22 protein-coding genes are annotated in these 22622 nt (G+C 47.4%); 8 read left to right on the forward strand and 14 right to left on the reverse strand.

Features of this window, described 5'->3' with window-relative positions:
• The first annotated feature begins 147 nt into the window (after window positions 1–147).
• Both HQN60_RS08535 and HQN60_RS08540 read left to right on the forward strand, forming a co-directional pair.
• Complete coding sequence (locus HQN60_RS08535; RefSeq protein ID WP_173533247.1) at window positions 148–1092, forward strand: glycosyltransferase family 2 protein; 945 nt, start codon at window positions 148–150, stop codon at window positions 1090–1092.
• 105 nt (window positions 1093–1197) lie between these two features.
• Window positions 1198–1614, forward strand: a complete 417-nt coding sequence (locus tag HQN60_RS08540; RefSeq protein ID WP_173533248.1) for a GtrA family protein — start codon at window positions 1198–1200, stop codon at window positions 1612–1614.
• Between the two features lie 123 nt (window positions 1615–1737).
• Here the strand turns inward: HQN60_RS08540 and HQN60_RS08545 are convergent, their stop codons facing one another.
• The 3 genes from HQN60_RS08545 to HQN60_RS08555 form a co-directional block, all read right to left on the reverse strand.
• On the reverse strand, window positions 1738–2136 hold the full coding sequence (locus HQN60_RS08545) for a YidB family protein (RefSeq protein WP_173533249.1): 399 nt from the start codon (window positions 2134–2136) through the stop codon (window positions 1738–1740).
• Window positions 2137–2271: 135 nt separating this feature from the next.
• Window positions 2272–4347: a putative bifunctional diguanylate cyclase/phosphodiesterase gene (locus HQN60_RS08550; RefSeq protein ID WP_173533250.1), complete on the reverse strand. Its 2076-nt coding sequence runs from the start codon at window positions 4345–4347 to the stop codon at window positions 2272–2274.
• Window positions 4334–5284 (reverse strand): HDOD domain-containing protein, encoded by a 951-nt coding sequence (locus HQN60_RS08555; protein ID WP_173533251.1) that lies wholly within the window; start codon window positions 5282–5284, stop codon window positions 4334–4336. The genes HQN60_RS08550 and HQN60_RS08555 overlap by 14 nt, the downstream gene beginning before the upstream one ends.
• A gap of 348 nt (window positions 5285–5632) precedes the next feature.
• Here HQN60_RS08555 and HQN60_RS08560 point away from each other — a divergent pair, with 348 nt between their 5' ends.
• Window positions 5633–6376: an LOG family protein gene (locus HQN60_RS08560; protein ID WP_173533252.1), complete on the forward strand. Its 744-nt coding sequence runs from the start codon at window positions 5633–5635 to the stop codon at window positions 6374–6376.
• Between the two features lie 2 nt (window positions 6377–6378).
• Here the strand turns inward: HQN60_RS08560 and hemG are convergent, their stop codons facing one another.
• The 4 genes from hemG to gpmI form a co-directional block, all read right to left on the reverse strand.
• Window positions 6379–6936: a menaquinone-dependent protoporphyrinogen IX dehydrogenase gene (hemG, locus tag HQN60_RS08565; protein ID WP_173533253.1), complete on the reverse strand. Its 558-nt coding sequence runs from the start codon at window positions 6934–6936 to the stop codon at window positions 6379–6381.
• 630 nt (window positions 6937–7566) lie between these two features.
• Window positions 7567–9018 carry a S41 family peptidase gene (locus HQN60_RS08570; protein ID WP_173533254.1) on the reverse strand — a complete coding sequence of 484 codons (1452 nt, stop codon included), beginning with the start codon at window positions 9016–9018 and terminating at the stop codon, window positions 7567–7569.
• A gap of 50 nt (window positions 9019–9068) precedes the next feature.
• Complete coding sequence (locus HQN60_RS08575; RefSeq protein WP_173533255.1) at window positions 9069–10436, reverse strand: murein hydrolase activator EnvC family protein; 1368 nt, start codon at window positions 10434–10436, stop codon at window positions 9069–9071.
• A 121-nt stretch (window positions 10437–10557) separates the two neighbouring features.
• Window positions 10558–12090 carry a 2,3-bisphosphoglycerate-independent phosphoglycerate mutase gene (gene gpmI / locus HQN60_RS08580; protein ID WP_173533256.1) on the reverse strand — a complete coding sequence of 511 codons (1533 nt, stop codon included), beginning with the start codon at window positions 12088–12090 and terminating at the stop codon, window positions 10558–10560.
• Between the two features lie 192 nt (window positions 12091–12282).
• Between gpmI and HQN60_RS08585 the strand changes: the two genes are divergently transcribed.
• A complete protein-coding gene (locus tag HQN60_RS08585; RefSeq protein WP_226763265.1) occupies window positions 12283–12588 on the forward strand; it encodes an ArsR/SmtB family transcription factor in 306 nt (101 codons plus the stop codon).
• A 62-nt stretch (window positions 12589–12650) separates the two neighbouring features.
• Here the strand turns inward: HQN60_RS08585 and HQN60_RS08590 are convergent, their stop codons facing one another.
• The 3 genes from HQN60_RS08590 to cutA are packed head-to-tail and all read right to left on the reverse strand — an operon-like array spanning window position 12651 to window position 14920.
• Window positions 12651–13115, reverse strand: a complete 465-nt coding sequence (locus HQN60_RS08590; protein ID WP_173533257.1) for a TlpA family protein disulfide reductase — start codon at window positions 13113–13115, stop codon at window positions 12651–12653.
• Complete coding sequence (gene dsbD, locus HQN60_RS08595; RefSeq protein ID WP_173533258.1) at window positions 13112–14662, reverse strand: protein-disulfide reductase DsbD; 1551 nt, start codon at window positions 14660–14662, stop codon at window positions 13112–13114. The genes HQN60_RS08590 and dsbD overlap by 4 nt, the downstream gene beginning before the upstream one ends.
• Complete coding sequence (gene cutA, locus HQN60_RS08600) at window positions 14663–14920, reverse strand: divalent-cation tolerance protein CutA (RefSeq protein WP_254456601.1); 258 nt, start codon at window positions 14918–14920, stop codon at window positions 14663–14665.
• A 76-nt stretch (window positions 14921–14996) separates the two neighbouring features.
• On the opposite strand from cutA, the gene HQN60_RS08605 reads away from it, so the two are divergent.
• Window positions 14997–15410, forward strand: coding sequence for an FxsA family protein (locus HQN60_RS08605; protein WP_173533260.1), 414 nt, complete (start codon window positions 14997–14999; stop codon window positions 15408–15410).
• A gap of 1 nt (window position 15411) precedes the next feature.
• Here the strand turns inward: HQN60_RS08605 and HQN60_RS08610 are convergent, their stop codons facing one another.
• The 4 genes from HQN60_RS08610 to HQN60_RS08625 are packed head-to-tail and all read right to left on the reverse strand — an operon-like array spanning window position 15412 to window position 17868.
• Window positions 15412–15705: a DUF167 domain-containing protein gene (locus HQN60_RS08610; RefSeq protein ID WP_173533261.1), complete on the reverse strand. Its 294-nt coding sequence runs from the start codon at window positions 15703–15705 to the stop codon at window positions 15412–15414.
• A complete protein-coding gene (locus HQN60_RS08615) occupies window positions 15705–16292 on the reverse strand; it encodes a YggT family protein (protein WP_173533262.1) in 588 nt (195 codons plus the stop codon). The genes HQN60_RS08610 and HQN60_RS08615 overlap by 1 nt, the downstream gene beginning before the upstream one ends.
• 15 nt (window positions 16293–16307) lie before the next feature.
• Window positions 16308–17123 (reverse strand): pyrroline-5-carboxylate reductase, encoded by an 816-nt coding sequence (gene proC / locus HQN60_RS08620; protein WP_173533263.1) that lies wholly within the window; start codon window positions 17121–17123, stop codon window positions 16308–16310.
• 49 nt (window positions 17124–17172) lie between these two features.
• Entirely contained in the window at window positions 17173–17868 is a 696-nt protein-coding gene (locus HQN60_RS08625) for a YggS family pyridoxal phosphate-dependent enzyme (protein WP_173533264.1), read from the reverse strand.
• Between the two features lie 88 nt (window positions 17869–17956).
• Here HQN60_RS08625 and HQN60_RS08630 point away from each other — a divergent pair, with 88 nt between their 5' ends.
• The 3 genes from HQN60_RS08630 (at window position 17957) to HQN60_RS08640 (ending at window position 22569) form a co-directional block, all read left to right on the forward strand.
• Window positions 17957–19000, forward strand: coding sequence for a type IV pilus twitching motility protein PilT (locus HQN60_RS08630; protein WP_173533265.1), 1044 nt, complete (start codon window positions 17957–17959; stop codon window positions 18998–19000).
• 12 nt (window positions 19001–19012) lie between these two features.
• Entirely contained in the window at window positions 19013–20149 is a 1137-nt protein-coding gene (locus HQN60_RS08635; protein ID WP_173533266.1) for a PilT/PilU family type 4a pilus ATPase, read from the forward strand.
• Between the two features lie 446 nt (window positions 20150–20595).
• Window positions 20596–22569 carry a type IV pilus assembly protein FimV gene (locus tag HQN60_RS08640; RefSeq protein WP_173533267.1) on the forward strand — a complete coding sequence of 658 codons (1974 nt, stop codon included), beginning with the start codon at window positions 20596–20598 and terminating at the stop codon, window positions 22567–22569.
• The last annotated feature ends 53 nt before the right edge of the window (window positions 22570–22622 follow it).

Consider the following 22622-nt stretch of genomic DNA (forward strand, 5'->3'; position numbering starts at 1 on the left):
GTAGAATGACTACGCTGCGCGCTTCGTGCCTTGCCTCAGGCCAAAATCCGCGCAAACGTGGTTGGCAAACCAAACGTCAACAGACCCTAGCAAAATAAAAATTAAAAATAGCCTTAGGCTGAGCGCCATCCGAGCGCAGGAGGGGACATGCAACAACGTTTATCTGTAGTCATTCCGTGTTACAACGAAGAAGAAGTGATTGCCGAAACACTGCGGCGTTTGGCCGAGTTTCGCGCCATGGTGGTGGATATGGATTGCGAGTTTATTTTTGTCGATGACGGCAGTAAAGATCGGACTCGCGCCTTATTACTCGCGGCACAAGCCGAAAATCCAGAAATGCGGGTGATTGGTTTTGCGCGTAATTTTGGTCATCAAACTGCGGTTACTGCGGGCATTGATGCCGCCAGCGGTGACGCGGTGGTGTTAATCGACGCTGATTTGCAAGATCCACCCGAAGTCATTAGTGAAATGATCGCGTTATGGCGTAATGGTTATCATGTGGTCTATGGCACGCGGGTTGATCGCCCCGGCGAATCGGCGTTTAAGCTGATTACCGCCAGAGCTTTTTATCGGGTGCTCAATCAACTCTCCGACGTGCCGATTCCGCTGGATACTGGCGACTTTCGTCTAATGGATAGACAGGTGGTTGAGGTGCTCAAAGCCATGCCTGAGCGCGATCGTTTTGTGCGCGGCATGGTGAGCTGGGTGGGGTTTAAGCAGGTGGCATTGCCTTATCGCCGCGCCGAGCGTTTTGCTGGCGAAAGTAAATATCCACTGCGCAAAATGGTGCGTTTTGCCACCGACGGCATTTTGTCTTTTTCGACCAAACCTTTGCAGCTATCGATCACGATTGGTTTAGTCGCTTCATTTTTGGCTTTGATCGGGATTATCAATACCTTGATCGTGCGTTTAACCACCACCGATTGGGTGGCCGGTTGGGCTGAGATTATGGTGGCGATTCTGTTTATCGGCGGGGTGCAATTGCTGTGTATCGGTATTTTGGGTGAGTATATCGGGCGGATTTATAACGAAATAAAACGTCGTCCTTTATACGTGGTGCAAGATCGTATTGGCTTTCCACCGAAAGAATAAGTTTGAGTTTTGGCATCCTTGTCTCGCCTAGTCGTACTTGATGTACTGACTAGGCGTTCACGCTTTGACATAACAATGTTGCACCAGCACTTATTGGGTTAATCGATGCATCGCACGGTAAAAAAATTCTTCATCTTTGCCGCGGTAGGTGTTTGCGGCACGGCGATTCAATATTTGGTGCTGTGGTTGGGCGTTGAACTATTGGCGCTCAAAGCGGCAGTGGCATCGGGTATTGGCTATGCGCTGGGCTCGGTGGCCAATTACTTATTAAATTACTTTTTAACGTTTAAGCAGCATGGTCAGCCGCATCGAGAAGCGATCAGTAAGTTTTATGCTATTACCGGCGTCGGCTGGTGTATCAATACTGGTTTGATGGCGCTGTTGGTTGGGCATTGGCTTTGGGGTTATTGGCCAGCGCAACTATTGGCCACGGCGGTGGGTTTACTGTGGAATTTTAGCGGTAGTCATTGGTGGGCGTTTCGACAAAAGCAGGCAGGGGGTGTTGCAGGGGGTATTGATTAGCTGGTCTTTTAGGGTATGGCTTAGAGTTATATACCCACGTATTTTTTGCTGTTTTGATTCGGTGTTGATGGTTTTAAGTGCTTGCGGCACAGCATCAACACCCAATCAGAACATCAGCGGCAATTAACCGAATAATTTACCTTTGATTAAATTCATTGCCGCACCCATGACATCGGGGTTGCCAGCTTCGATTTGGCCATTTGGCGTTAAGCTATCAATCAATTGCGGCAATAGGCTTGAAATTTGTCCTGCAGCTGTAGCTGGATCAATACCCAGTTTGCTGGCGATGCCAGCGACGGTTTCGTTACCGAGCACGGCTTCAATTTGCTCGCTGGAGATCGGCAGGTTTTGACCACTGGCCACCCACGATTGTGCGATTTCACCTAAACCGCCATTTTGAAATTTTTCCACCACGCCAGCAACGCCGCCTTGTTGTTCAAGTAAGGTGCTGAGCATGCCCATTGTGCCTTCGCTATTGCTGCCACCGAGAAATTGACCAGCTAAAGAATCGAGTAAACCCATGATATTTTCCTATGAAAGTAAGGGGATAAGTGCTCAGCGCATAATTTGGCTTTCGACTTATTCTTATGGAGAGGGTCGATAAAAACAAGTTAAATTTTAGATTCGCGACGCCGCTGCTTGCCAATAGTGGGGCAGTTATTGTGTTTGATTGGGCTGAAAATGTTCAAGATTGCGTGTAAATAACACGGCAAATTCATCGGCAGGAATCGGGCGGCTTAATAGATAACCTTGAATTTGATCACAGGCTGTTTTTTGTAAAAAGCTTAATTGATTGGCGGTTTCTACCCCTTCAGCAATCAGCCGTAAATTCAAACTACTGGCAATGCCGCAAATGGCGTTGACGATGCCGGCACTGCCGGGGTTGTCGGGCAGACCACGAATAAAGCTTTGGTCGATTTTGAGGTAGTCGAGGGTAAATCGTTGTAAGTAAGATAAATTAGAATAGCCCGTCCCAAAGTCGTCGAGCGCCAAAGAAAAACCTGCGGCTTTAAGCTTCAGTAATAGGCTAAGCGTGGCTTCATCATTTTTCATTAGCATGGATTCTGTGAGCTCTAGCTCGATACGTTGCGCTTGAATCTGATGCTGTTTGAGTATTTTTAATAATAGGTCCGTCAAATTACTTTTAAATTGTTGCGCCGATAAATTGATTGATAACCGATTGAGTTTGATTCCGGCTTGATCCCATTGCGCTAGTTGCCCAATCGCTTCGGAGAGTACCCATTCGCCAATCGGCACGATCAACCCAGTTTCTTCGGCAAAGGGTATAAATTCAGCAGGCGAAATAAAACCACGGCTAGGATGTTGCCAACGAATTAAAGCTTCAGCGCCCACAATGCGGGTGTTTTGCGTGTCGTACTGCGCTTGGTAAAAAAGTTTTAACTCATTGCGCTCTAAGGCGTGGTGCAATTCGCTCGATAGCTTTAAACGCGCCATCGAGCGTTGATTCATTTCGGGAGAGTAAAACAATAAATCTTGCTGCGCTTGCTTGCCTCGATGCAAGGCCACAGCGGCTTGGTTGATGAGTTTTTCGGCGTCGCGACCATCGTCGGGATAAATACTAATGCCGATATAGGATTTGAGTAGTATTTCTTCTTCTGAGAGCAGAAAAGGCTGACTAATTCGAAGTAAAACCCTTTGCGCCACCATCGCTGCATCATCACGGTGGCGAATATCAAATAAGCCAATATAAAACTCATCGGCGGCAAAGCGCGAAACCACGTCTTCGTCACGTAAGCTGGCGCGTATTCTTTGGCCAACTTCGATTAACACTTGGTCGGCGGCGGTATGGCCAAAAGAGTCGTTGAGTGCTTTAAAGCGGGCAATGTTAAAGCACAATAAAGCGCCATGATGCTGGTTGCGGCGCGCCTCGCTAAGCGCTTGCTCCAGCAAGGTAAAGAGCATGGTGCGATTGGGAAGATTGGTCAGTGGGTCAAAATAGGCGAGGCGATGCAATTGGGCTTCGGCGTGTTTTTTTTCTGTCAGGTCGGAAAAAATAGCAAAATAATGCGTCAGGTCGCCGCGTTTATTTTTAACCCCGCTGATGGCCAAATGAATTGGATAGCGCTCACCCGAGGCGCGCTCATCCCAAAGTTCACCTTCCCAATGACCAATACGTTCCAGCAAATCGTACATTTGCTGCAAGATGGACGATTCTCTTTGTTGCGCCAGCATAAAGCTGGGGAGTTGCCCCAGCGTTTGCTCTAATTTTCGCTCAGTAATGTGGTGATATGCGGCATTACAGCCAACACAGCTAAAGCGTAAATTGGTAATGACAATTGCATCCGGCGCTTGCTCGAGAATATGGCTATAGAGTTGATTTTTTTCTTCGACAGCCAATTGCTCGGTGATGTCGGTGAGGTAACCGATCATGCGGACGGGTTTTTGCTCATCATTACGAATGAGGGTGAGGTGAATATTGGCCCAGAATACCGCACCATTTTTTTTGCGGCGTAGAACCTCCATTTGCGCGTGGCCACTCATCATCACGGCATGTAGCAGCTCACTGTCATCGCCACTTTCGTCGGCATAGAGTATCAAAATATGCCGGCCAAGCACATCATCGGCAGAGTAACCAAACAGCTGCTCAGCGCCTTTATTCCAACCGGTAATATAACCTTGTAAATCGAGGGTAATTAAAGAGGCAGCCAGATCATTGACAATCAAGCTGCTGGGGCCAAGTTCATTGAGTGTCGACACGTTACAGCGACTCACGTACTAAGCGATGCACCCAAGCTATGGCTTGAATTTCGCTATTGAGCCACGTTTTTTGTTTGGCTAATAACGGCGCAATCAAGGGGTGCTCGGTGTCACCGGCTTCTAGTGCGGTAAGTTGAACCAAGGCCGCGCCCAAAATCCCGTCGCCAGCAATCAGCGCCGAGCGTAAATGCTCATCCAGTGGTAGCGGGGCCAGTAATTGCTGCAAGGGCTCACCAAACAGTCGATCCAATAGCGATAGCATGCCGCATAAAAAAGCTTCATCGGCTTGTATATTGCCAAGCCAGCCGTGTTCGGCCCATTGCGCCATGCGCTTGCCACGCAGCGCTGCGGCAATCAATAGTGCCGGTTTGCCGCTATCGCCATATTGTTCGGCATAAATTAGTAGCTGTAGCCAACGTTGCAGTTGACGACGTCCTAGTAGGGTAATGGCTTGGCGGATGCTGCGTGCGGGCGTTGCGCTGCCCATACCCACTGAGTTCACCAGACGCAGCAAGTTCAGCATCAGTTGCGGGGCTTTTGCCAATGCAGTTTCAAGCTGAGCGATTTCAGCGTCGCTAACAATCAAACTGAGTACTTCAAGTAAAACAGGGCGGCTTGGATTGCTGGTGCTGCTTGGATCAGCGGCTTCGGTAAACCACGGTCCGCAGGCGAGGTCATGCTGGCTAAGATGGCTTAAGTCGGCGGTATGCTGCACCTTGAAATGCAAATGTCCGCCGCCTTGTGGCAGTGAAATGCCGTGATCGTCACGGATTAAGGCCATCAATGGAGATGGGAGTGGTGCTGCAGTATCATCGAGGAGCATGCACGGCAAACCGTGTAATTCGTAGGTATGGCAGGCCTCGCTGAGCGCATCAGCATCTTGTTGTGCGTGATGGGCAAAGAGTCCGGTCCAATTTTGCTGCGTGTCCCAAACTAACTCAAAAAAAATCATCGATTCAGATCTCAAGATGGTGTTTTTTTAAGGCTAGGACTTGGATCTACTTACGGCAAGATTTACTTTTTTGAATTTTACTTTTGTTTTTATTTACACCGAGTGGTAGATTCTAAAGGCTTATTGGATGGCAAGCTGTTGAATGATGGGAATTGGTTTTTTCTTTGCCCATATGTTGTGCGTCGGTTTGCAACAGAGAGTGCGTATGCTGTATTTCTAATGACCTTGTACAATGGATGTGAGCAAGGTATTGCAGTGCGGCCCAGTTTTTAGCGCCTGCAATGAGCGACTTTCAATCTAAGATCAAAGCGTCTGTAGCCTGATGGCGCGTAACTGAAGTGACTCATCATGATTAATGAATATAACAAACCCATCGGCACGATTGACGATGAAGAGGCGCTGGATATTGTTGGTTCAGCGGTTTTAAAACTATGGGATGCAGTTGATGATTTATCGCGCCTGCGGCCAGCGCATACGCCAGATTATCATGTGACGATTTTTGGTTCGGCACGTATTGAAGATAATACGCCGGCGTATGAGGCGGTGAAGCAGTTGGCTTCGCAGTTGGCGGCGATGGGCTGCCATATCGTAACCGGTGGTGGGCCCGGCTTAATGCAAGCCGCCAATGAGGGTGCCAGTCAAGGTGCGCCCAATAAGCCTGAGGCGTCGGTGGGGATTCGGATTGATTTGGATTTTGAGCAAAATGTGAATGATTTTGTGGGGCGTGTGTTTGAACATAAAACGTTTTTTTCGCGCTTACATCATTTTATTATGCGCTCGAATGCGTTTATTGTGACGCCCGGTGGCATTGGCACTTTGCTTGAATTGTCGATGGTTTGGCAGTTGATTCAGGTGCGAAAACTCTACGATACGCCGATTATTTTAGTTGGCGAAATGTGGCACGAGCTGGTGGATTGGGCACAACGCCATATGGTCGACAATAACGCCGGTTTAGCCAGCGCCGTTGATATGCAAATTCCGATTGTGGTTGATTCGATCGAAGACGCGGTGCAGTTGATTCGTGAGCATCATGCGCGTTGGCAAAAACTCGATGGTGAGCTCAAGCAAATTCGAACTTCACCACCACGTTAATCTTAAGCGCCAAACTGCGACAGCGGTTTGGCGTTCGGGTTTTGTTCTTGCTGAATATAGCGACTCACTGTACCTGCAAATTTGGAAACGTGTTGCCAATTGGTATATTCAACGCAGCATTTTCCATCACTAGGACCGCCAGTCATTTTCATGATCAGGCGCATCATTTGCCGATCTAACCAGCCATAACGTGGATAATCCAGACGACCAGCAACTGACATTGCGGTAAACGGCTGCAGATGGTGCTGCGCTAACAGTTTTTTTAAATAGCCATTCGGTGTGCCATCCCCTTTGCGGGCATTTAAGCTGACCGACATCATCGCCAATGGCGCAAGCAGTGTATTGTGCTCAAAAAACTGATGCACTTCGGCATGATGCCGGCCATAGCGAACTGAGGCGACGACGATAATCGCCTGCCAGTTTTTGGCCATATTGGGAGGGTATTTTAAGTCGGCAAGTTCGCAATGCAAGGCTTGCTGGGCTAAATGTTGCTGCACCGTTTGCGCGATGTGCTTGGCTTGTCCATCGCGGCTGGCGTAAAGAATTAAAGTCGGTTTCATTCACACAAGTATAAATGACGCTACGTCGCGCGATATTGAGCGGTATCAGATGGGCTCGTTAGCGGCATTTCATTTTGATTCACGAGTGTGATGCGGTTTTTGCGCCAGCGTATTTTTGTGTCGCAGTGCTGGCGGTGAGAAATAAGCAATGAATCTGAGTTTATATAAATTCAAGATCTATTCGATCAAAGTAAAGAACTTTTTGTTTTGGTGGTAAAAATACAACGCACTGAGGTTTTGAGTCGCGTATTATTCAATGCATGGGATGCGCCTTGAACACGCTACCAAAAGATATAACCATCGAATGCCCCGTACTGAACAACGGGGCATTTTTACTTGTTGTGACATCGTGCACTGATTTTTAGCAGGATAGCTGGATGTTTATGCTAACGAGCTATGTAAATTAGTACACTCTAATTATGGCAAAAATGCAGAGAAGCGTTGGTTTTTGCTCGGTATGATGATCCTAGGTTAACGCTTTGAACACGTTGACCGATACGAGAGTAAGGCCCCAATGCCCCGTACTGAACAACGGGGCATTACTTCATCTGAATACCAGATTCGTTGTGTATATTGACAATATTGACGAAAAAAAGCCACTCAATCGAGTGGCTTTTTGCTGGGCGCGAATTATTTTTTCGCGCCGGGCTTGTCTTTATTGAGCATTAATTGCTGTACTTTGAGTACATTGAGCGCCTGCTGCAATTGGAAGTCCGATTTTGACACCAATTCGCGCGGGTTTTCATCCGGATCAATACCGCTGGCATTGAGTTTGGCTGGCTTTTTGATCTCGGTTTTCACCACTGCTGGTGTGGCTTCAGTTTTGCCTGCATCTTTATCACTTGGATTATCTAAATGCTTGCCCAGATCTGATTCACGCAAGCGTAAACCAAAGTCTTCTTTACCGTTGAGCGTAGCGTCTTCGACGATAATATCAGGGGTAATGCCCTTGGCCTGAATTGATCTGCCGTTTGGCGTGAAATACCGTGCAGTAGTGAGCTTGAGTGCACTCTTGGCATCAATTGGCAGAATCGTCTGTACTGAGCCTTTACCAAAAGTTTGCGTACCAACCACTAAAGCGCGTTTATGGTCTTGCAAGGCGCCAGCGACAATCTCAGAGGCCGAGGCTGAGCCACCGTTGACGAGCACTACCAGCGGTACATTTTTTGCGTCAGCAGGCAGATCTTTGAAAAAGTCTTTTTTGCTATCGCGCTGATAAAATTGTGGATTCGCGGTTAAACGAATTTTAGAGTCGGCAACACGGCCTTCGGTGTAAACGACCAAGGCGTCTTTCGGTAAGAAAGCGGCTGAAACGCCGACTGCGCCATCGAGTAAGCCACCTGGATCATTGCGTAAATCCAACACAATACCTTTGAGTGGCGCTTTGTTTTCTTTGTAAAGCGCTTCAATTGCTTGGCCGAGGTTTTCGCTGGTGTGTTCTTGGAATTGCGTTACGCGGATATAGCCATACCCAGGTTCCGCGAGTTTGTATTTAACCGATTGCACTTTAATAATCGCGCGTTTCAGTGTTACGACGATAGGCTTGGTTTCGCCTTTGCGGAGTAAAGTGAGGGTGACTGGTTCGCCCACTTTGCCGCGCATTTTGGCGACGGCTTCGTTAAGGGTTAAACCTTGCACTTGGGTATCACCAATTTTAGCGATAAAGTCGCCCGGCTTAACACCAGCACGGTAGGCCGGTGTATCTTCGATTGGCGAAACCACGCGCACTAAGCCGTCTTCCATATTGACTTCAATGCCTAAACCGCCAAATTCGCCTTGGGTATTCACTTTTAACTCTTTAAAAGCGGCTTCATCAAGGTAGCTTGAATGTGGATCTAGCCCGGCAACCATGCCTTTAATGGCTTCATTAATGAGCTTTTTATCTTCAACTGGCTCGACATAACTTTGTTTAATAACGCCAAAAACGGTTGAGAATGCACGAAGCTCATCAATCGGCAATGGATTGCTTACGGAATCTTTATCTGCCGAAGCATTAAATGAAAGGCTAAGAGCTACGCCGAGGCCAGCGCCTGCAGCGAGGAGGCTGACTTTTTTCCAGCGACTGTAAGGCTTGTGCGACATCCGATTATTCCTGTTTTGAATCGTTAAGGCTCATAAAGGCCTCTAAATAATTATTTTACCCAAGCCGCAGGGTCAAGCGGGCGGCTGTTTTGGCGTATTTCAAAGTATACGCCGGAATCTGCCATTCCGCCGCTATTGCCTGCGTTGGCAATGAGGTCGCCAGCTTTCACCGAATCGCCAACACGTTTCAGCAAGCTTTCATTAGCGCCGTAGAGGCTCATATAGCCGCCACCATGATCAATGATCATTAAATTACCAAAACCACGCAACCAATCAGCAAAAACAATGCGTCCTGTTGCTACAGCATGGACTGATTCGCCGGTATTGGTGCGGATAAATAAACCTTTCCAAGTTCCGCCTTCACCGCGTTGAGCGCCAAATCGGCCAATAATTTCGCCTTTGGCTGGTAAACGCATCTTGCCTTTGAGTGTCGCAAATGCAAGCCCCGCTTGGCTAGCATCTGGCACGGTATTATTAACTTCATTATCGGTTTCCGGCGCGGTCTTAGGCTCTGGTGGTGGGGTTGGTGCCGGTTTGCCTGCGGCCTTGGCCGCTTGTTCTAATTTAGCTTGTTGTGCCGCACGTTCGGCTTTGGCTTTTTCTGCGGCTTTTTTCGCTGCGATTTGTGCTGCTTTGCGCGCGGCTGCTTGTTTGGCTGCGGCTTTGGCCCTGGCGATTTCTTGTTGTTTGATAATCGCGTTTAAGCGTTCAATCAACTGAGTGATACGCTTTTCATCGGCCGCTAATTTTTGAATCTGATTGCGTTGGCTGCTGATGGTCTGTGAGAGTTGGCTGTATAACTCTTTTTTCTCTTGTTGCTGTGAGACTAGGGCTTGGCGCTGGCGTTGTTTGTCGCTAGCGATTTCTTGCAAGGCTTGGTTTTTTTCTTGAATTTCATTAGCGAGCAGGTTGAGTTCATTAAGTTGAACTTCTAACTGTTTGGCGAGCTCTTGTTGTGATTTGGCAATATAGCGGTAGTAGCTTAAGTCACGCGTGGCTTGGCTGGGGTCTTTTTGGTTGATCAGCAAGCGCCATGCGTCCACATTGCCGGTTTTGTAACGGCTACTGAGTAAATCGCCTAGGCGTTTTTGGCTCTCGCGAATGTGATTGCGAGTATTGCTAATGTCTAGGTTGAGCTTATTGAGTTCTTCTGCGGTGAGTTGGCGCTGATTATCTAATTCTTTGAGCACCCGATTGGCTTCTGAAATTGAGCTTTCTGCATTTTTAAGCGCATCGGCGGCTTCATTGCGGTTTGATTCGTTGGCAGAAAGGTCTTTTTGCAGGGATTTAATTTGGCCGCGCAGTTCTTGCAGCTCGGCTTGTTGTTCTTGGGTATTGCTGGTAGTGGGCGCTTTGGGCGCTGCCACAGCAAAGCCGACCATGCCGGTCGTTAGGATAAAGAATAGTCGTCGCAACACAACATCGACTCGAGTAAAGAATGATCAGAACCGCTACTGTACTCGATTCATTGCAACGACTAAACCTTTAGCTGAAATTGCCGCGTGATTCAGTGTGAATTACGCGGCTTTTTGCTACTTTTTACAAAAAACGAATCAAAGATTGACCGGTCATTTCGTTAGGTTGCGATACCCCCATCATGGCCAGTAACGAAGGTGCGATATCTTTCAATGCACCACCGGCACTTAAGCTTGCTTTACGGCCGATATAGCAAAATGGCACTACGTCGGTAGTGTGTTGGGTATGCGGTTGATTGGCATCGCGGTCATACATCATTTCACAGTTGCCGTGATCGGCAGTGATGATGACTTCACCACCTGCAGCCAACATAGCGTCAACGACTTTATTGACACATTGGTCTAGGGTTTCAACCGCCTTCACTGCCGCATCAAAAATACCACTATGACCGACCATATCGCCATTGGCGTAATTACAAATAATGGCGGCATATTGTTGGCTATTGATCGCTTCGATCAGTTTTTCGGTCACTTCATGTGCTGACATTTCTGGTTTTAAATCGTAAGTGGCCACTTTAGGCGATGGCACCAAAATACGATCTTCACCAGCGTATTCTTTTTCTTCGCCACCGGAGAGGAAATAAGTTACGTGTGGATATTTTTCAGTTTCGGCAATACGTAATTGTTTTAAGCCCAAACTTGCCACATATTCGCCAAAGCCGTTTTGTACTTTCGGTTTGGTATACGCCACAGGTAAATCGTAAGCCGAACCGTAATCGGTTGCGGTGCAGAAATAAGCAAATTGCGGTTGACGTTGTGGGTGTTCAAAACCTTGGAAGTCTTTGGCCGTGAGGGCGGTAGTTAATTGGCGCGCACGATCAGCACGGAAATTCATAAAGACAACGGCATCACCATCGGCCATTTGGCTTGGTTCGCCAATGACAGTTGCAGAAACGAATTCATCGTTTTCATCACGTAAATAAGCTTCTTTTAAGCCTTCGATGGCGGTTGGTGCGCTGTAAAGGCCAACACCGTCAACAATCAGTTTGTACGCAGGTTCAACTCGTTCCCAGCGATTGTCGCGATCCATTGCCCAGTAACGACCCACGATGCCAGCGATTTTGGCACCATTGGTATCGCAAATGGCTTGCAGGCGGTCGATATAACGTTCAGCGCTGCGTGGTGGGGTATCACGGCCATCTAGGAAGGCGTGAACGCGAATATCTTGTACGCCGTATTCATGCGCGGCTTTGATCAAGGCAAAAACGTGCGCTTCATGGCAATGCACGCCACCATCGGACATCAGGCCCATGATGTGTAGCGCTTTATGATTATCTTTGGCCGAGTCCATCGCGGCTTTGAGTACCGGATTATCTTTCAGTGTATTTTCGGCAACATCGCAGTCGATGCGGCTAATATCTTGCTGTACGATACGGCCGGCGCCGATATTTAAATGGCCGACTTCTGAATTACCAAACTGACCTGCTGGTAAACCCACAAATTGTTCTGAGGCGTTAATTGTGGTAAATGGGTATTGGCTAAACAAACGATCGAAATGCGGTTTGCGAGCATGTAAAATCGCATTGTCATTGCCGCCTGTACGGTAACCAAAGCCATCTAAAATAAGTAGTAATACAGGCGTGATTTTTTGCGTCATATCTCGATCCTTGAGGTTTAAATAGAAGAATGGAATTGCTTGGCGCGCAATTAATAAGTAAGTGCGGTTGGAATCAAATTCAATAGTAGGTAGTATTCTAACCTAAGCAGGTATCATGCCGTGTGCGTTTGGTCTTTTTGCTGATGGAAAGCAGAAAACATAAAGTTAGATTTAATAAAAAAGATAAGAGACATGATGGATTCTATTGCATTAATGGGCGATGAGCATATTGACCAAGCTTCACGAGCGATGAAGGCGATGTCGCACCCGTTGCGCTTGAAAATTTTATGCGTATTGGCCGATCAGGAAGTGAGCGTGCAAGATATCGTTGAGCGGGTTGGTACCACGCAATCGAATATTTCACAGCACTTGGCTTTGATGCGCGAAAAAGGCGTGTTGCGAACGCGTAAAGACGCCAATCGGGTCTATTACCGCGTCGGTGATCAGCGCACACTGGATGTGGTGGCGATGATGCGCGACGTATTTTGCGGCTTTTAGGGTATATGCTTCTAGCCATTATTTACTAGTGGCTAGATTGATATACCTAAGATATTAGCGCCTTATTGACTTAATAAATTTAAAGCGCGATCAAGCCGATCTTTCTTGATCCGACCTAACTCGACGGCGATTTTTTGTCCCTTCGCATCGAAAATCACCGTAAAGGGCAGTCCGCCATGCAGATTGCCCTGTGCACGCATCATTTCCATTGCCGTGTTGCCACCGATTAACATTGGATAATTCACTTTGAGCGGCTTGATAAAGGCGCTGACGGCGGCGGCATCATCAATCGCAATCCCAATAAATTGCACTTTCCCAGCGTATTTGGCTTGTAGCTCGATGAGCTCTGGCATTTCTTGGCGACACGGGCCACACCATGTTGCCCAATAATTAATCACTACTGGTTTCCCGCGCCATTGCGATAGCGATTGCGGCTTGCCGGTCAAATCAGGCAATGTGCCCGCTAGATCGTTGGCAGCAAAGCAGCTGGCATGCAATAAAAACAGCGCTAGAAACCATTTTTTCATTGCTGGGCCTCAATCTTGGTCAGCGTTTGTAGAAAGTCGCGTGGATTTTGAAAACCAATAACCCGAGGTTTTAATTCTTGACCGGCCGATGAATAAAAAATCAGTGCCGGTGGACCATATAAACCAAAGCGGGCTAATAGCGCGGCATCTTCTGGACTATTTTTAGTGACGTCAACGCGAATCAAGACGATTTGTTTGAGCTTGTCCTGCACGGCATCGTCGCTTAAGGTTTCGCGTTCAAATTCAATACAAGCCACACACCAATCGGCATAAAAGTCGACCATGACTGGTTTGCCACGTGCCGCCAAGAGCGCTTGATCGAGCTGGCTAGATGAGGTCACTGTAGCAAAGTTAAGTTGATGGGCAGCAGGGCGTAAATAGACTTCCCACAATGGGCGTGATACCCACAGCGCCATTCCCAGTAGTGCAATCCCAAAAGCGATTTTAATGCCTTGCATGATGCGGCCAGAAAGGCGCGGTAAGATCGTTGAACCAAATGCACCAATCAACAATAAGGGCAAGCCAAGTCCAAGCGCCATCATATACAGTGCTGCACCACCAAGTAATAAATCACCGGTTTTACCCAGATAAGCTAAGGCGGCAGCCAGCGGAGGGGCAATGCAGGGGCCGACTAATAAGGCCGAGAGTAAACCCATCACAAATACCGATAACCAGCGCCCACCCGGTAATCGGTTGGCTAGATTATTAATAAAATTGTGCGGGCCTTGGGGTAATTGCAAATGAAACACGCCGAGCATGGCCAAAGCCATCATGACAAAAAATAAAGCAAATGCGGCAATCACGATGGGTTGCTGCAAGACCACCACCAATAATGTCCCGGTTGCGGCGGCGGCGATGCCAATCGCGGTGTAGGCCAGTGCCATGCCTTGTACATAAATAAAAGTAAGGGCAAAAGCTTGCCAGCGTTGTGGCTTAATTTGTTTGGCGTTATGGCCAATGACAATGCCAGACACGATTGGAATGAGTGGATACATGCAGGCGGTGAGTGCTAGGCCAATGCCGGCCAAAAAAAACACGCCCAGCGTGCCAAGAAAACTGCCAGCAAAATAATCGGGTTCATCTGGTGATGGAGAACTATTACTACTGCTGCCAAATAAATCATTCACGGCTTTATTTTGGGTATTTTTCCCAGGCTGTAAAATTTGGGTTTGTGGTGGGTAGCAAATCCCCGCATCGGCACAACCTTGATATTTGAAGGTGATGGGCAGCGTTGCGTCGACGGCTTGTTTGAATTTCAGCACAATGCGGGTATCGTGTTTATATACCTCGACTCGACCAAAGCTGGGATCGTCTTTCATCTCGCCTTTGGGAAATACCGTTTCGATATCGTGGCCGTTAGCAGAAAAGCTGATTCGATCACGATATAGATAATATTGCGGTGCCACAGTAAAGTCAGCTGCAAAGGTATGGGGGTCAAGCGCAATTAAGCTGGGAATAAATGCTTTATCTGGGGCCAGTAACTCGGTTTGAGCTTGCGAGCTAAAAGAAATAAAGATTAAAAAAATAAAGCTTAAAAAACGTTGCATTTAAATGTTCTCTGCAGTGGCGGTACGAACCCAGTTTAGATAGGCGGGCAAGCCTGCGGTGACCGGCGTGGCGATAATTTCAGCGATTGTATAAGGGTGATGAGTTTGTAACCAGTTTTCAAGTTGGCAATAGTTGGCGCGAGTGGTTTTGATCATCAATGGAACTTCTGTGGCATTTTCTAACCTATTCTCCCAATGGTAAATAGATTCCACTGCAGGTAAAACATTCACACAAGCGGCTAGTTTTTCTTTAACCAAACCCGATGCCAAATGCGTTGCAGTGGCATGATCGGGGCAGTTGCACCACACGATTAAAATTTCAGTTGGAGTTGTCATGCCTTACCTTTTGTTCGGATGCCTATTGGCTTATCCTTTTCTTGAAGTCATGTCTTTGATCTGGCTTGCCGATACCATTGGCACTTTTTGGACGCTGATTTGGGTTATCGCATCGTTTTGCTTGGGTATTTTGATGCTACGTCATCATCGCTTGGCGATGGGTTTAAAGCTGATGCACGATATTCGCACTGGCCAAGTTGGGATCAATAGTTTATTAGGCATTGCGCGCTATTTTATTGCTGCGGTGCTGTTGCTTATTCCGGGTTTAATCAGTGATGCAATGGCTTTGATTTTGCTCTTACCCTGGAAAAGTAAATCGACCATCGGCCAGCCTAGACCGGACGATGGCATCATTGAGGCGGAGTATCGCCGAGTTGATCCTGTCGATACCACACCACGTATTGATCGCTAAGTTAAGCTGGGTTTAGCTTCTCGGGCGATACCTTGCTACCTGTGATGGTGAAAACTTTATTCTGCGAGTTTTCACCACTATTTAGCCCCACCTGCTGTGGGCGAACTCCAAATTGATCGGCCAGCCAAGTGACTAAGCACACATTCATTTTGTGGCTAACAGGGGGCGTTGCCACCCTGATTTTTAATGCATCGCCATAGTAGCCAATACATTCAGTTTTTTTGCCACTGGCTTGAACATGTAAACGTAGGGTGAGGGTTGTTCCGTTTTGAGTGAACCAGCGATTGTGCGCCATTATGCAGATACCACGACTTGTTGAAGAATCATCGGCTCCATTTGTGCGACAAACACATTGAGTAGGAGCTGAATGAATAAAATAAGAATAAATGGTGTGATATCAATCCCACCAATCGGATGAATTACTTTCTGGATTGGCCGTAAAAACGGCGCGGTTAAGCCGGTTAAAATCGCCATAAATGGGTTGTAGGGCGAAAGCCAGCTCATTAGGGCTTGGCCAATGACAGCAGCAAACAATAGATATAACGACATTTTGAATAGCTCAAGTGTCGCAATCAGCGTCAAAGCTAAAATTGAATTGCCTGACATAAAGTTAAATGGCCACGGACTAATCGCCAAAAGTAAGGCATGCATTGCGAGCGCAAATAGCCAAGCTAAACCAAGGCTGGTGCTGTCATAGCCTTTAAATGGCGGAATAAAGCGGCGAATGGGTAGCACAATCCAATTGGTTAACGCGAGCGTAAATTGGCCAATCGGATTCCGAAATGAAACCTGAGCTGCTTGCAAATAAAATCGAACCAACAGCAATAAAATGAAGAAGTCGAGTACATTGCGTATTAAAAAATCGAGTACGCTGGTGAGCATAGAGCCTCCTAATTATTATTCTGGATCTCGGCTGAGTTCGTCACCCAGCTCGATTGAGCGCGCAGCGGCAGCGGCAGCGGCGGCAATCAACGTTGCGCGCACATTGTGCGATTGCAAAGTTTGAATCGCCTGCTCAGTCGTTCCGCCTTTAGAAGTCACTTTGACCTGTAAAGTTCCTGCGTCATCAGGGCTAGCTAGCGCCAGTTTTACCGCGCCTGCAAAAGTTTGGTAGGCCAGTTTGTTTGCGATTTCGGCATCAAAGCCTTGAGCCAAAGCCGCTGCCTGCAAGGCTTCCATCAAATAAAAGACATAGGCAGGGCCACTGCCAGAAATCGCGGTAATACCGTCCATTTGCGATTCGTCTTGAACCCAAACTTGCTCACCAATAGACGCTAAAATGCGCGTCGTTAAGGCTTTGTCGGTATCGGTCACGTGTTCGGTGGCATACACCCCAGAAATCCCCGCTTGAACTAAGGCTGGAGTATTGGGCATCACGCGAACAATGCGTTGATAGCCAGCGAGCCATTGGCTGATGGTGGCTGCGCGAATGCCGGCGGCAATAGAAATCACTAACGCTGTGTTCAGTTGTGGCAGGATGTTTTGCGCCACAGCGCGAAATTGTTGCGGTTTAATCGCGAAAATAATCGCTTGGCTCGCTGGCAGCGCTTCATCCGGTGCGCTGCAGCTAATACCATATTGCTGCGCAAGCTCCGCGCGTTTGCTGGCATCGGGCTCAACAACATGGATGTCATCACTGCTAAAGCCTTGTGACAACATGCCGCCAATCATTGCGCTGGCCATATTGCCACCGCCAATGTATGTAATTTTCATGGTTATTGGATGTCCTGATCAAACCGTGTGCCTGAGCATCTTACGGCGTTCATGATGAATAATGTCGCAGGCCAAAAATGGCGCTACCTACGCGAAGTAAAGTGGAGCCCGCAGCAATGGCGGACTCTAAATCGTTCGACATGCCCATCGATAGGGTGTCTAAGGTCAATCCGCGCGCTTGGAGTTGCGCTTTTAATTGCACTAAAACTGAAAATTGCTGTGCCAGTATGGTTGAATCATGGCTTGATTCGGGGATACACATCAAGCCACGTAAGCATAGTTGCGGTAATTTGACCACTTGTTCGGCTAAAGCGATCACCTCATCGGCAGCGAGCCCTGATTTGCTCGCTTCACCAGAAACATTGACTTGCAGACAAATATTTAAGGGTGGCAAATGCTGTGGTCGCTGCGCGGACAAACGCTCGGCAATTTTGAGTCGATCAATGGTGTGCACCCATGCGGCGTTTTCAGCCACTAAACGGGTTTTATTGCTCTGTAACGGGCCAATAAAATGCCATTCGATGTCTTTACACTCGGCCAGAATTTGGCATTTATTGACCAGCTCTTGCACATAGTTTTCACCGAAGGCACGTTGACCAAATTGATAGAGCGCGTGGATATCGCTAGCCGGAAAGGTTTTACTTACCGCTAACAGCTTCACCTCTGCGGGGTTTCTCCCTACAGCTGTGCACGCAGTGTCAATCCTCGCCTGTACGTCTTGCAATGCAGTAAAAATCGTTGCCATAATGGGAAAATTAACTCAAAAGCCCAAGCCCATGCTTAATGATGGGCTGTTGTTGGGCCAATTTGATGGATAAGAGGAAGAATTATAAATGGAAATCTCAGAACTCTTAGCCTTTTCGGTAAAGAATAAAGCATCCGATTTACACCTTTCTGCGGGTTTGCCACCGATGATTCGGGTTCATGGCGACGTTCGGCGCATTAATTTACCGGCAATGGAGCATAAAGACGTCCACGATATGGTGTACGACATTATGAATGATGGCCAGCGAAAAATTTACGAAGACACCCTAGAATGCGACTTTTCCTTTGAAATTCCCAATTTAGCGCGTTTTCGGGTGAATGCCTTTGTGCAAAATCGCGGCGCTGGTGCGGTATTTCGGACGATTCCCTCTAAAGTGCTGTCATTAGAAGAACTGGGCTGTCCCAAAGTCTTTCAGGACATTGCGCAAAATCCACGTGGTTTGGTGCTAGTCACCGGGCCAACTGGCTCGGGCAAATCAACCACCCTCGCTGCCATGGTTAATTTTATTAATGACAATGAATATGGCCATATTCTGACGGTAGAAGACCCCATCGAGTTCGTACATCAATCTAAAAAATGCCTGGTTAATCAGCGTGAAGTCGGCCCGCACACAATGTCGTTTTCGAATGCATTGCGTAGCGCCTTACGTGAAGATCCGGATGTGATTTTGGTCGGTGAGATGCGCGATTTGGAAACCATTCGTTTGGCACTCACCGCCGCAGAAACCGGGCATTTGGTGTTTGGCACCTTGCATACCACATCGGCCGCGAAAACCATTGACCGGATTGTTGACGTTTTCCCTGCCGCAGAAAAAGAAATGGTTCGCTCTATGCTTTCTGAATCATTGCGCGCAGTGATTTCGCAAACCTTGTTAAAAACCAAAGATGGGCAAGGGCGCGTTGCGGCACATGAAATTATGATTGGGATTCCTGCGATTCGAAATTTAATCCGCGAAAATAAAATTGCGCAAATGTATTCATCGATTCAAACCGGCTCACAATATGGCATGCAAACCTTGGATCAGTGTCTGCAAAATTTAGTGCAACGTAATGTGGTATCAATTATCGATGCGCGTGGTAAAGCGGCGATTCCAGATAATTTTAAGGGTTAATTTCAGTAGATTATGGAAAAAGAACAAGCAGCCAAGTTTATGCATGATTTATTGCGGCATATGCGCAGTAAAAATGCTTCGGATTTATTTATTACCGTTGATTTTCCGCCAGCAATGAAAATCGACGGGCGAGTGACGCCGGTTTCAAATCAGCAACTGACCGCACAACACACCAAAGAATTAGCGCGGGCGATTATGAATGATCGCCAAGCTGAAGACTTTGAAGCCAATAAAGAATGTAATTTCGCGATTAGCCCAGGATCAATGGGGCGCTTTCGGGTGAATGCGTTTATGCAGCAAGGCCGTGTTGGCATGGTGCTGCGAACGATTAATTCGGAAATTCCTAAACTCGATGAATTAAATTTGCCGCCAGTATTGCGTGATATTGCGATGACTAAGCGCGGTTTAGTGATTTTTGTTGGTGGGACTGGCTCAGGTAAATCCACATCGTTAGCGGCAATGATTGGTCATCGCAATGAAAATGCCTATGACCATATCATTACTATTGAAGATCCAATTGAATACGTGCACGAGCATAAAAATTCAATTATTACGCAGCGAGAAGTGGGCGTTGATACTGATTCTTGGATGGCGGCGCTGAAAAATACGTTGCGCCAAGCGCCAGATGTGATTTTGATCGGCGAAGTGCGTGATCGTGAAACCATGGATTACGCGATTGCTTTTGCCGAAACCGGGCATCTTTGCATGGCAACCTTGCATGCCAACTCGGCCAATCAAGCTCTGGATCGGATTATTAACTTTTTCCCAGAAGAGCGCCGTTCTCAGTTATTAATGGATTTATCGCTTAACTTAAAAGCTTTTGTGTCACAACGCTTAGTACCGCACTTATCGGGTAAAGGCCGCGTTGCTGCCGTTGAAGTGATGCTCAATTCGCCGTTGATTTCAGAGTTAATCTTTAAAGGTGAAGTGCACGAGATTAAAGAAATTATGAAAAAATCGCGTGAATTAGGCATGCAAACATTTGATCAGTCGCTATTTGATTTATTTGAAGCCAATCGCATTAGCTATGAAGATGCCTTACGTAATGCCGACTCGGTGAATGATTTACGCTTGCAAATCAAATTAAATGGCACAGAATCGAAAAATCGTGACGTTTTGTCTGGTCTAGATCATCTTGATATTGTATAAAATCAATCGCTAACCATTAGTTAAGCGTACTCAATGCACTACAACTCATTTTGTGTTGTAGTGCGCTAGGATTATTGAGCATACAGCTTGATTGCATGGATTAATGCTGATGGTATTTATTAGATATGGTTTGAGTTGATACAGGAATTTTGTTGCTGATTAAATGCATCAACAATACGGCTCGGAGGAGCCGTTTTATTGAAGTATTGAATTGTATTAGTGACCGAGTTTGAGCAAAAAGATAAGCGCCAAGCGTATAGCAAGCGGGTTTGTTGCTGGACAAGAATGGATAGCTCAGAGTGGGCCTGAGCGATTTAATTTCAGCGTACTGCGGTTTATGCGATGGTGTTTTGTTGATGTGTGTTTGAAGTGTCTATGAAAAAATAATGATAAGAAAATTGCATCATCTGCTGCGCCTTCCCCAATTTATTTTCGTTTTCGCTGCAATGTTGATGATTGCGGCGGGCGCGCGCGCGGCGATGTTGGGCGATTTGCGAGTGTATTCGGCATTGGGTGAGCAATTTTCGGCGAGTGTGGCTGTTGCTGCTTTAGAAGAAGAAACCCTCAATAGCCAATGTTTTCGTTTAGTGGGTTTACATAGTGGCGAAGAACTCAATGTACTGCGCCGTGCCAAGCTGGTTTTTCAGCCCGATGGCGCGGGTGGACGACTTTTGGTGCAGGGGCTGGATGCTTGGCATGAGCCCATATTGAATTTTGCCGTGCGAGTGAAATGCCCAGGGGAAGAAAATCGGGTTTTTCAACGCGATTACAGCGTACTACTCGATCCGCATGAATACCAAGCGCCAAATAAAAAACGCAATGCACCGATGAATCCCCCCATCAGTCAGCGTGATTTACCGCGCTTAGGCTCGGTGTGGTTAAGCGAAGAGGGGGATACGGTGGCCAATATCGCTCGCCGTTATTACCCAAATCAAGCGCAATTGCGGACGCGTTTTGTTGAACAGCTGTATGAATTGAATCCTGATTTGCCACAAGGCACGACAGTACGTTTAGGCAATCAATGGCGAGTTCAGCTGCCAGCGCCAATAACAAATTCGAATCCAAAAACGAAAGTCACAAGCGGACAGCATGTGCTGCCACTCGCTACTGAAGCCAGACTCAGTTTAACGCCAGCCAATCGAGCTGCGGAGGCGATCGAACCGCTCGCCGTACCTGCTGCGGATGGTGAGTTTCGTTTACGCCTGTCTTTGCCGACATTAGATTTAAAACAAAAAAATAATTTATCTCCGTCGGAAATCTTGCGCTTGCGAGAGCGTTTATTGTCGCTTGAATCCGATGAACAAGCTGCGCAAATGCTTCAGCTTAAAGATCAAATTAAGCAATTAGAGCAGCAACTGCATCAAGTGAGTGCGGCGAAGGTTTCGCCTGTAGAGAAAGGCAAGAGCAAGATTGAAGAAGATATTTTATTTTCTTGGCAATGGTTTTTATTTTTAGGCTTAATTGCATTGGCGATCGCGGTGCTGATTTGGCGGCAACGGCAGCGTGTTACTGAAGAGACCTCGTATTCTGCATTGGGCGTAGCCACTTTACATGGCAATCCAACGTCGATTTTGACGCAAAGAACGCCAAGTCATTTTCCGCATTCACTCACGCGAACCAGCGGCTTTACGCCGGAAGAAACACACAGCGCGCCGGAGTATGACGAGCGTGACGAGCGGGATTGGCGTAATGAAGCAGTGGATGTGGTTTCGCCAAGCTCGGTTGCAGAAGAAGCTCAACTTTTACTCGACTATGGCATGCAGGCCCAAGCCATTCAGCTACTTAGCGATGAATTGCTGGATCATCCGCATGCATTGGCTTTGTGGATGAAGCTCTTGGAGGTCTTTGCGCAAGAAAACATGCTCGAAGCATTTCAAGAGCGCGCCGTGGCGTTTCGCTTGCAATTTGCTAGCGACTCATTGTGGCAGCAAGTGCAAAGCATGGGGCAGCAAATCGATGCCAATAATCCTTTATATCAATCGCTAGATGCGCGCAGCGCCGCGCATTCATTGGCGCACAGCACAGAAATGATTGCGCCAATTTTAGCGGCTAGCCCAGTAAGTAGCGACTTGAGCACAGCGCCGCAGGATGCCTTTCATTTTGACTTAGATTTGTTGTCCACTGCGCAGGCTCATCCGCGAGATGACCAACTCAGTGTGTTTGCAGCCAAGGTCGATCAAGCTGAGGCCATTTCGGCGCCTGCATCAGCGGCTGTTTCGCAGCGCAGTGCCAAATTTGAAGCGAAAGATTTTGTTTCTGACGATGCCACCTTGCAAGCCATTGCCGTTTTGATTGCCGATAACCAACGCCGTGAAGCCTTTGAGCAACTCGAAATGCTCTTGTATAAAGGCACCATGCCGCAGCGTTTAAGTGCGTCGAAATGGCTGGATAAATTACTCAGCCACTATGGGCAACCCTAATCAGCCAATTGAAAGACAAAAAAACCGCCAATGCAATGTTGGCGGTTTTTTTT

The sequence above is a fragment of the Deefgea piscis genome (assembly GCF_013284055.1).
Lineage (GTDB): Bacteria > Pseudomonadota > Gammaproteobacteria > Burkholderiales > Chitinibacteraceae > Deefgea > Deefgea piscis.

Excerpts from the sequence above, each read along its gene's own strand:
- HQN60_RS08535 (WP_173533247.1), top strand. The coding sequence starts at position 148 with ATGCAACAACGTTTATCTGTAGTCATTCCGTGTTACAACGAAGAAGAA.
- HQN60_RS08540 (WP_173533248.1), top strand. The coding sequence starts at position 1,198 with ATGCATCGCACGGTAAAAAAATTCTTCATCTTTGCCGCGGTAGGTGTT.
- HQN60_RS08545 (WP_173533249.1), bottom strand. The coding sequence starts at position 2,136 with ATGGGTTTACTCGATTCTTTAGCTGGTCAATTTCTCGGTGGCAGCAAT.
- HQN60_RS08555 (WP_173533251.1), bottom strand. The coding sequence starts at position 5,284 with ATGATTTTTTTTGAGTTAGTTTGGGACACGCAGCAAAATTGGACCGGA.
- HQN60_RS08560 (WP_173533252.1), top strand. The coding sequence starts at position 5,633 with ATGATTAATGAATATAACAAACCCATCGGCACGATTGACGATGAAGAG.
- hemG (WP_173533253.1), bottom strand. The coding sequence starts at position 6,936 with ATGAAACCGACTTTAATTCTTTACGCCAGCCGCGATGGACAAGCCAAG.
- HQN60_RS08570 (WP_173533254.1), bottom strand. The coding sequence starts at position 9,018 with ATGTCGCACAAGCCTTACAGTCGCTGGAAAAAAGTCAGCCTCCTCGCT.
- gpmI (WP_173533256.1), bottom strand. The coding sequence starts at position 12,090 with ATGACGCAAAAAATCACGCCTGTATTACTACTTATTTTAGATGGCTTT.
- HQN60_RS08585 (WP_226763265.1), top strand. The coding sequence starts at position 12,283 with ATGATGGATTCTATTGCATTAATGGGCGATGAGCATATTGACCAAGCT.
- HQN60_RS08590 (WP_173533257.1), bottom strand. The coding sequence starts at position 13,115 with ATGAAAAAATGGTTTCTAGCGCTGTTTTTATTGCATGCCAGCTGCTTT.
- dsbD (WP_173533258.1), bottom strand. The coding sequence starts at position 14,662 with ATGCAACGTTTTTTAAGCTTTATTTTTTTAATCTTTATTTCTTTTAGC.
- HQN60_RS08605 (WP_173533260.1), top strand. The coding sequence starts at position 14,997 with ATGCCTTACCTTTTGTTCGGATGCCTATTGGCTTATCCTTTTCTTGAA.
- HQN60_RS08610 (WP_173533261.1), bottom strand. The coding sequence starts at position 15,705 with ATGGCGCACAATCGCTGGTTCACTCAAAACGGAACAACCCTCACCCTA.
- HQN60_RS08615 (WP_173533262.1), bottom strand. The coding sequence starts at position 16,292 with ATGCTCACCAGCGTACTCGATTTTTTAATACGCAATGTACTCGACTTC.
- proC (WP_173533263.1), bottom strand. The coding sequence starts at position 17,123 with ATGAAAATTACATACATTGGCGGTGGCAATATGGCCAGCGCAATGATT.
- HQN60_RS08625 (WP_173533264.1), bottom strand. The coding sequence starts at position 17,868 with ATGGCAACGATTTTTACTGCATTGCAAGACGTACAGGCGAGGATTGAC.
- HQN60_RS08630 (WP_173533265.1), top strand. The coding sequence starts at position 17,957 with ATGGAAATCTCAGAACTCTTAGCCTTTTCGGTAAAGAATAAAGCATCC.
- HQN60_RS08635 (WP_173533266.1), top strand. The coding sequence starts at position 19,013 with ATGGAAAAAGAACAAGCAGCCAAGTTTATGCATGATTTATTGCGGCAT.
- HQN60_RS08640 (WP_173533267.1), top strand. The coding sequence starts at position 20,596 with ATGTTGATGATTGCGGCGGGCGCGCGCGCGGCGATGTTGGGCGATTTG.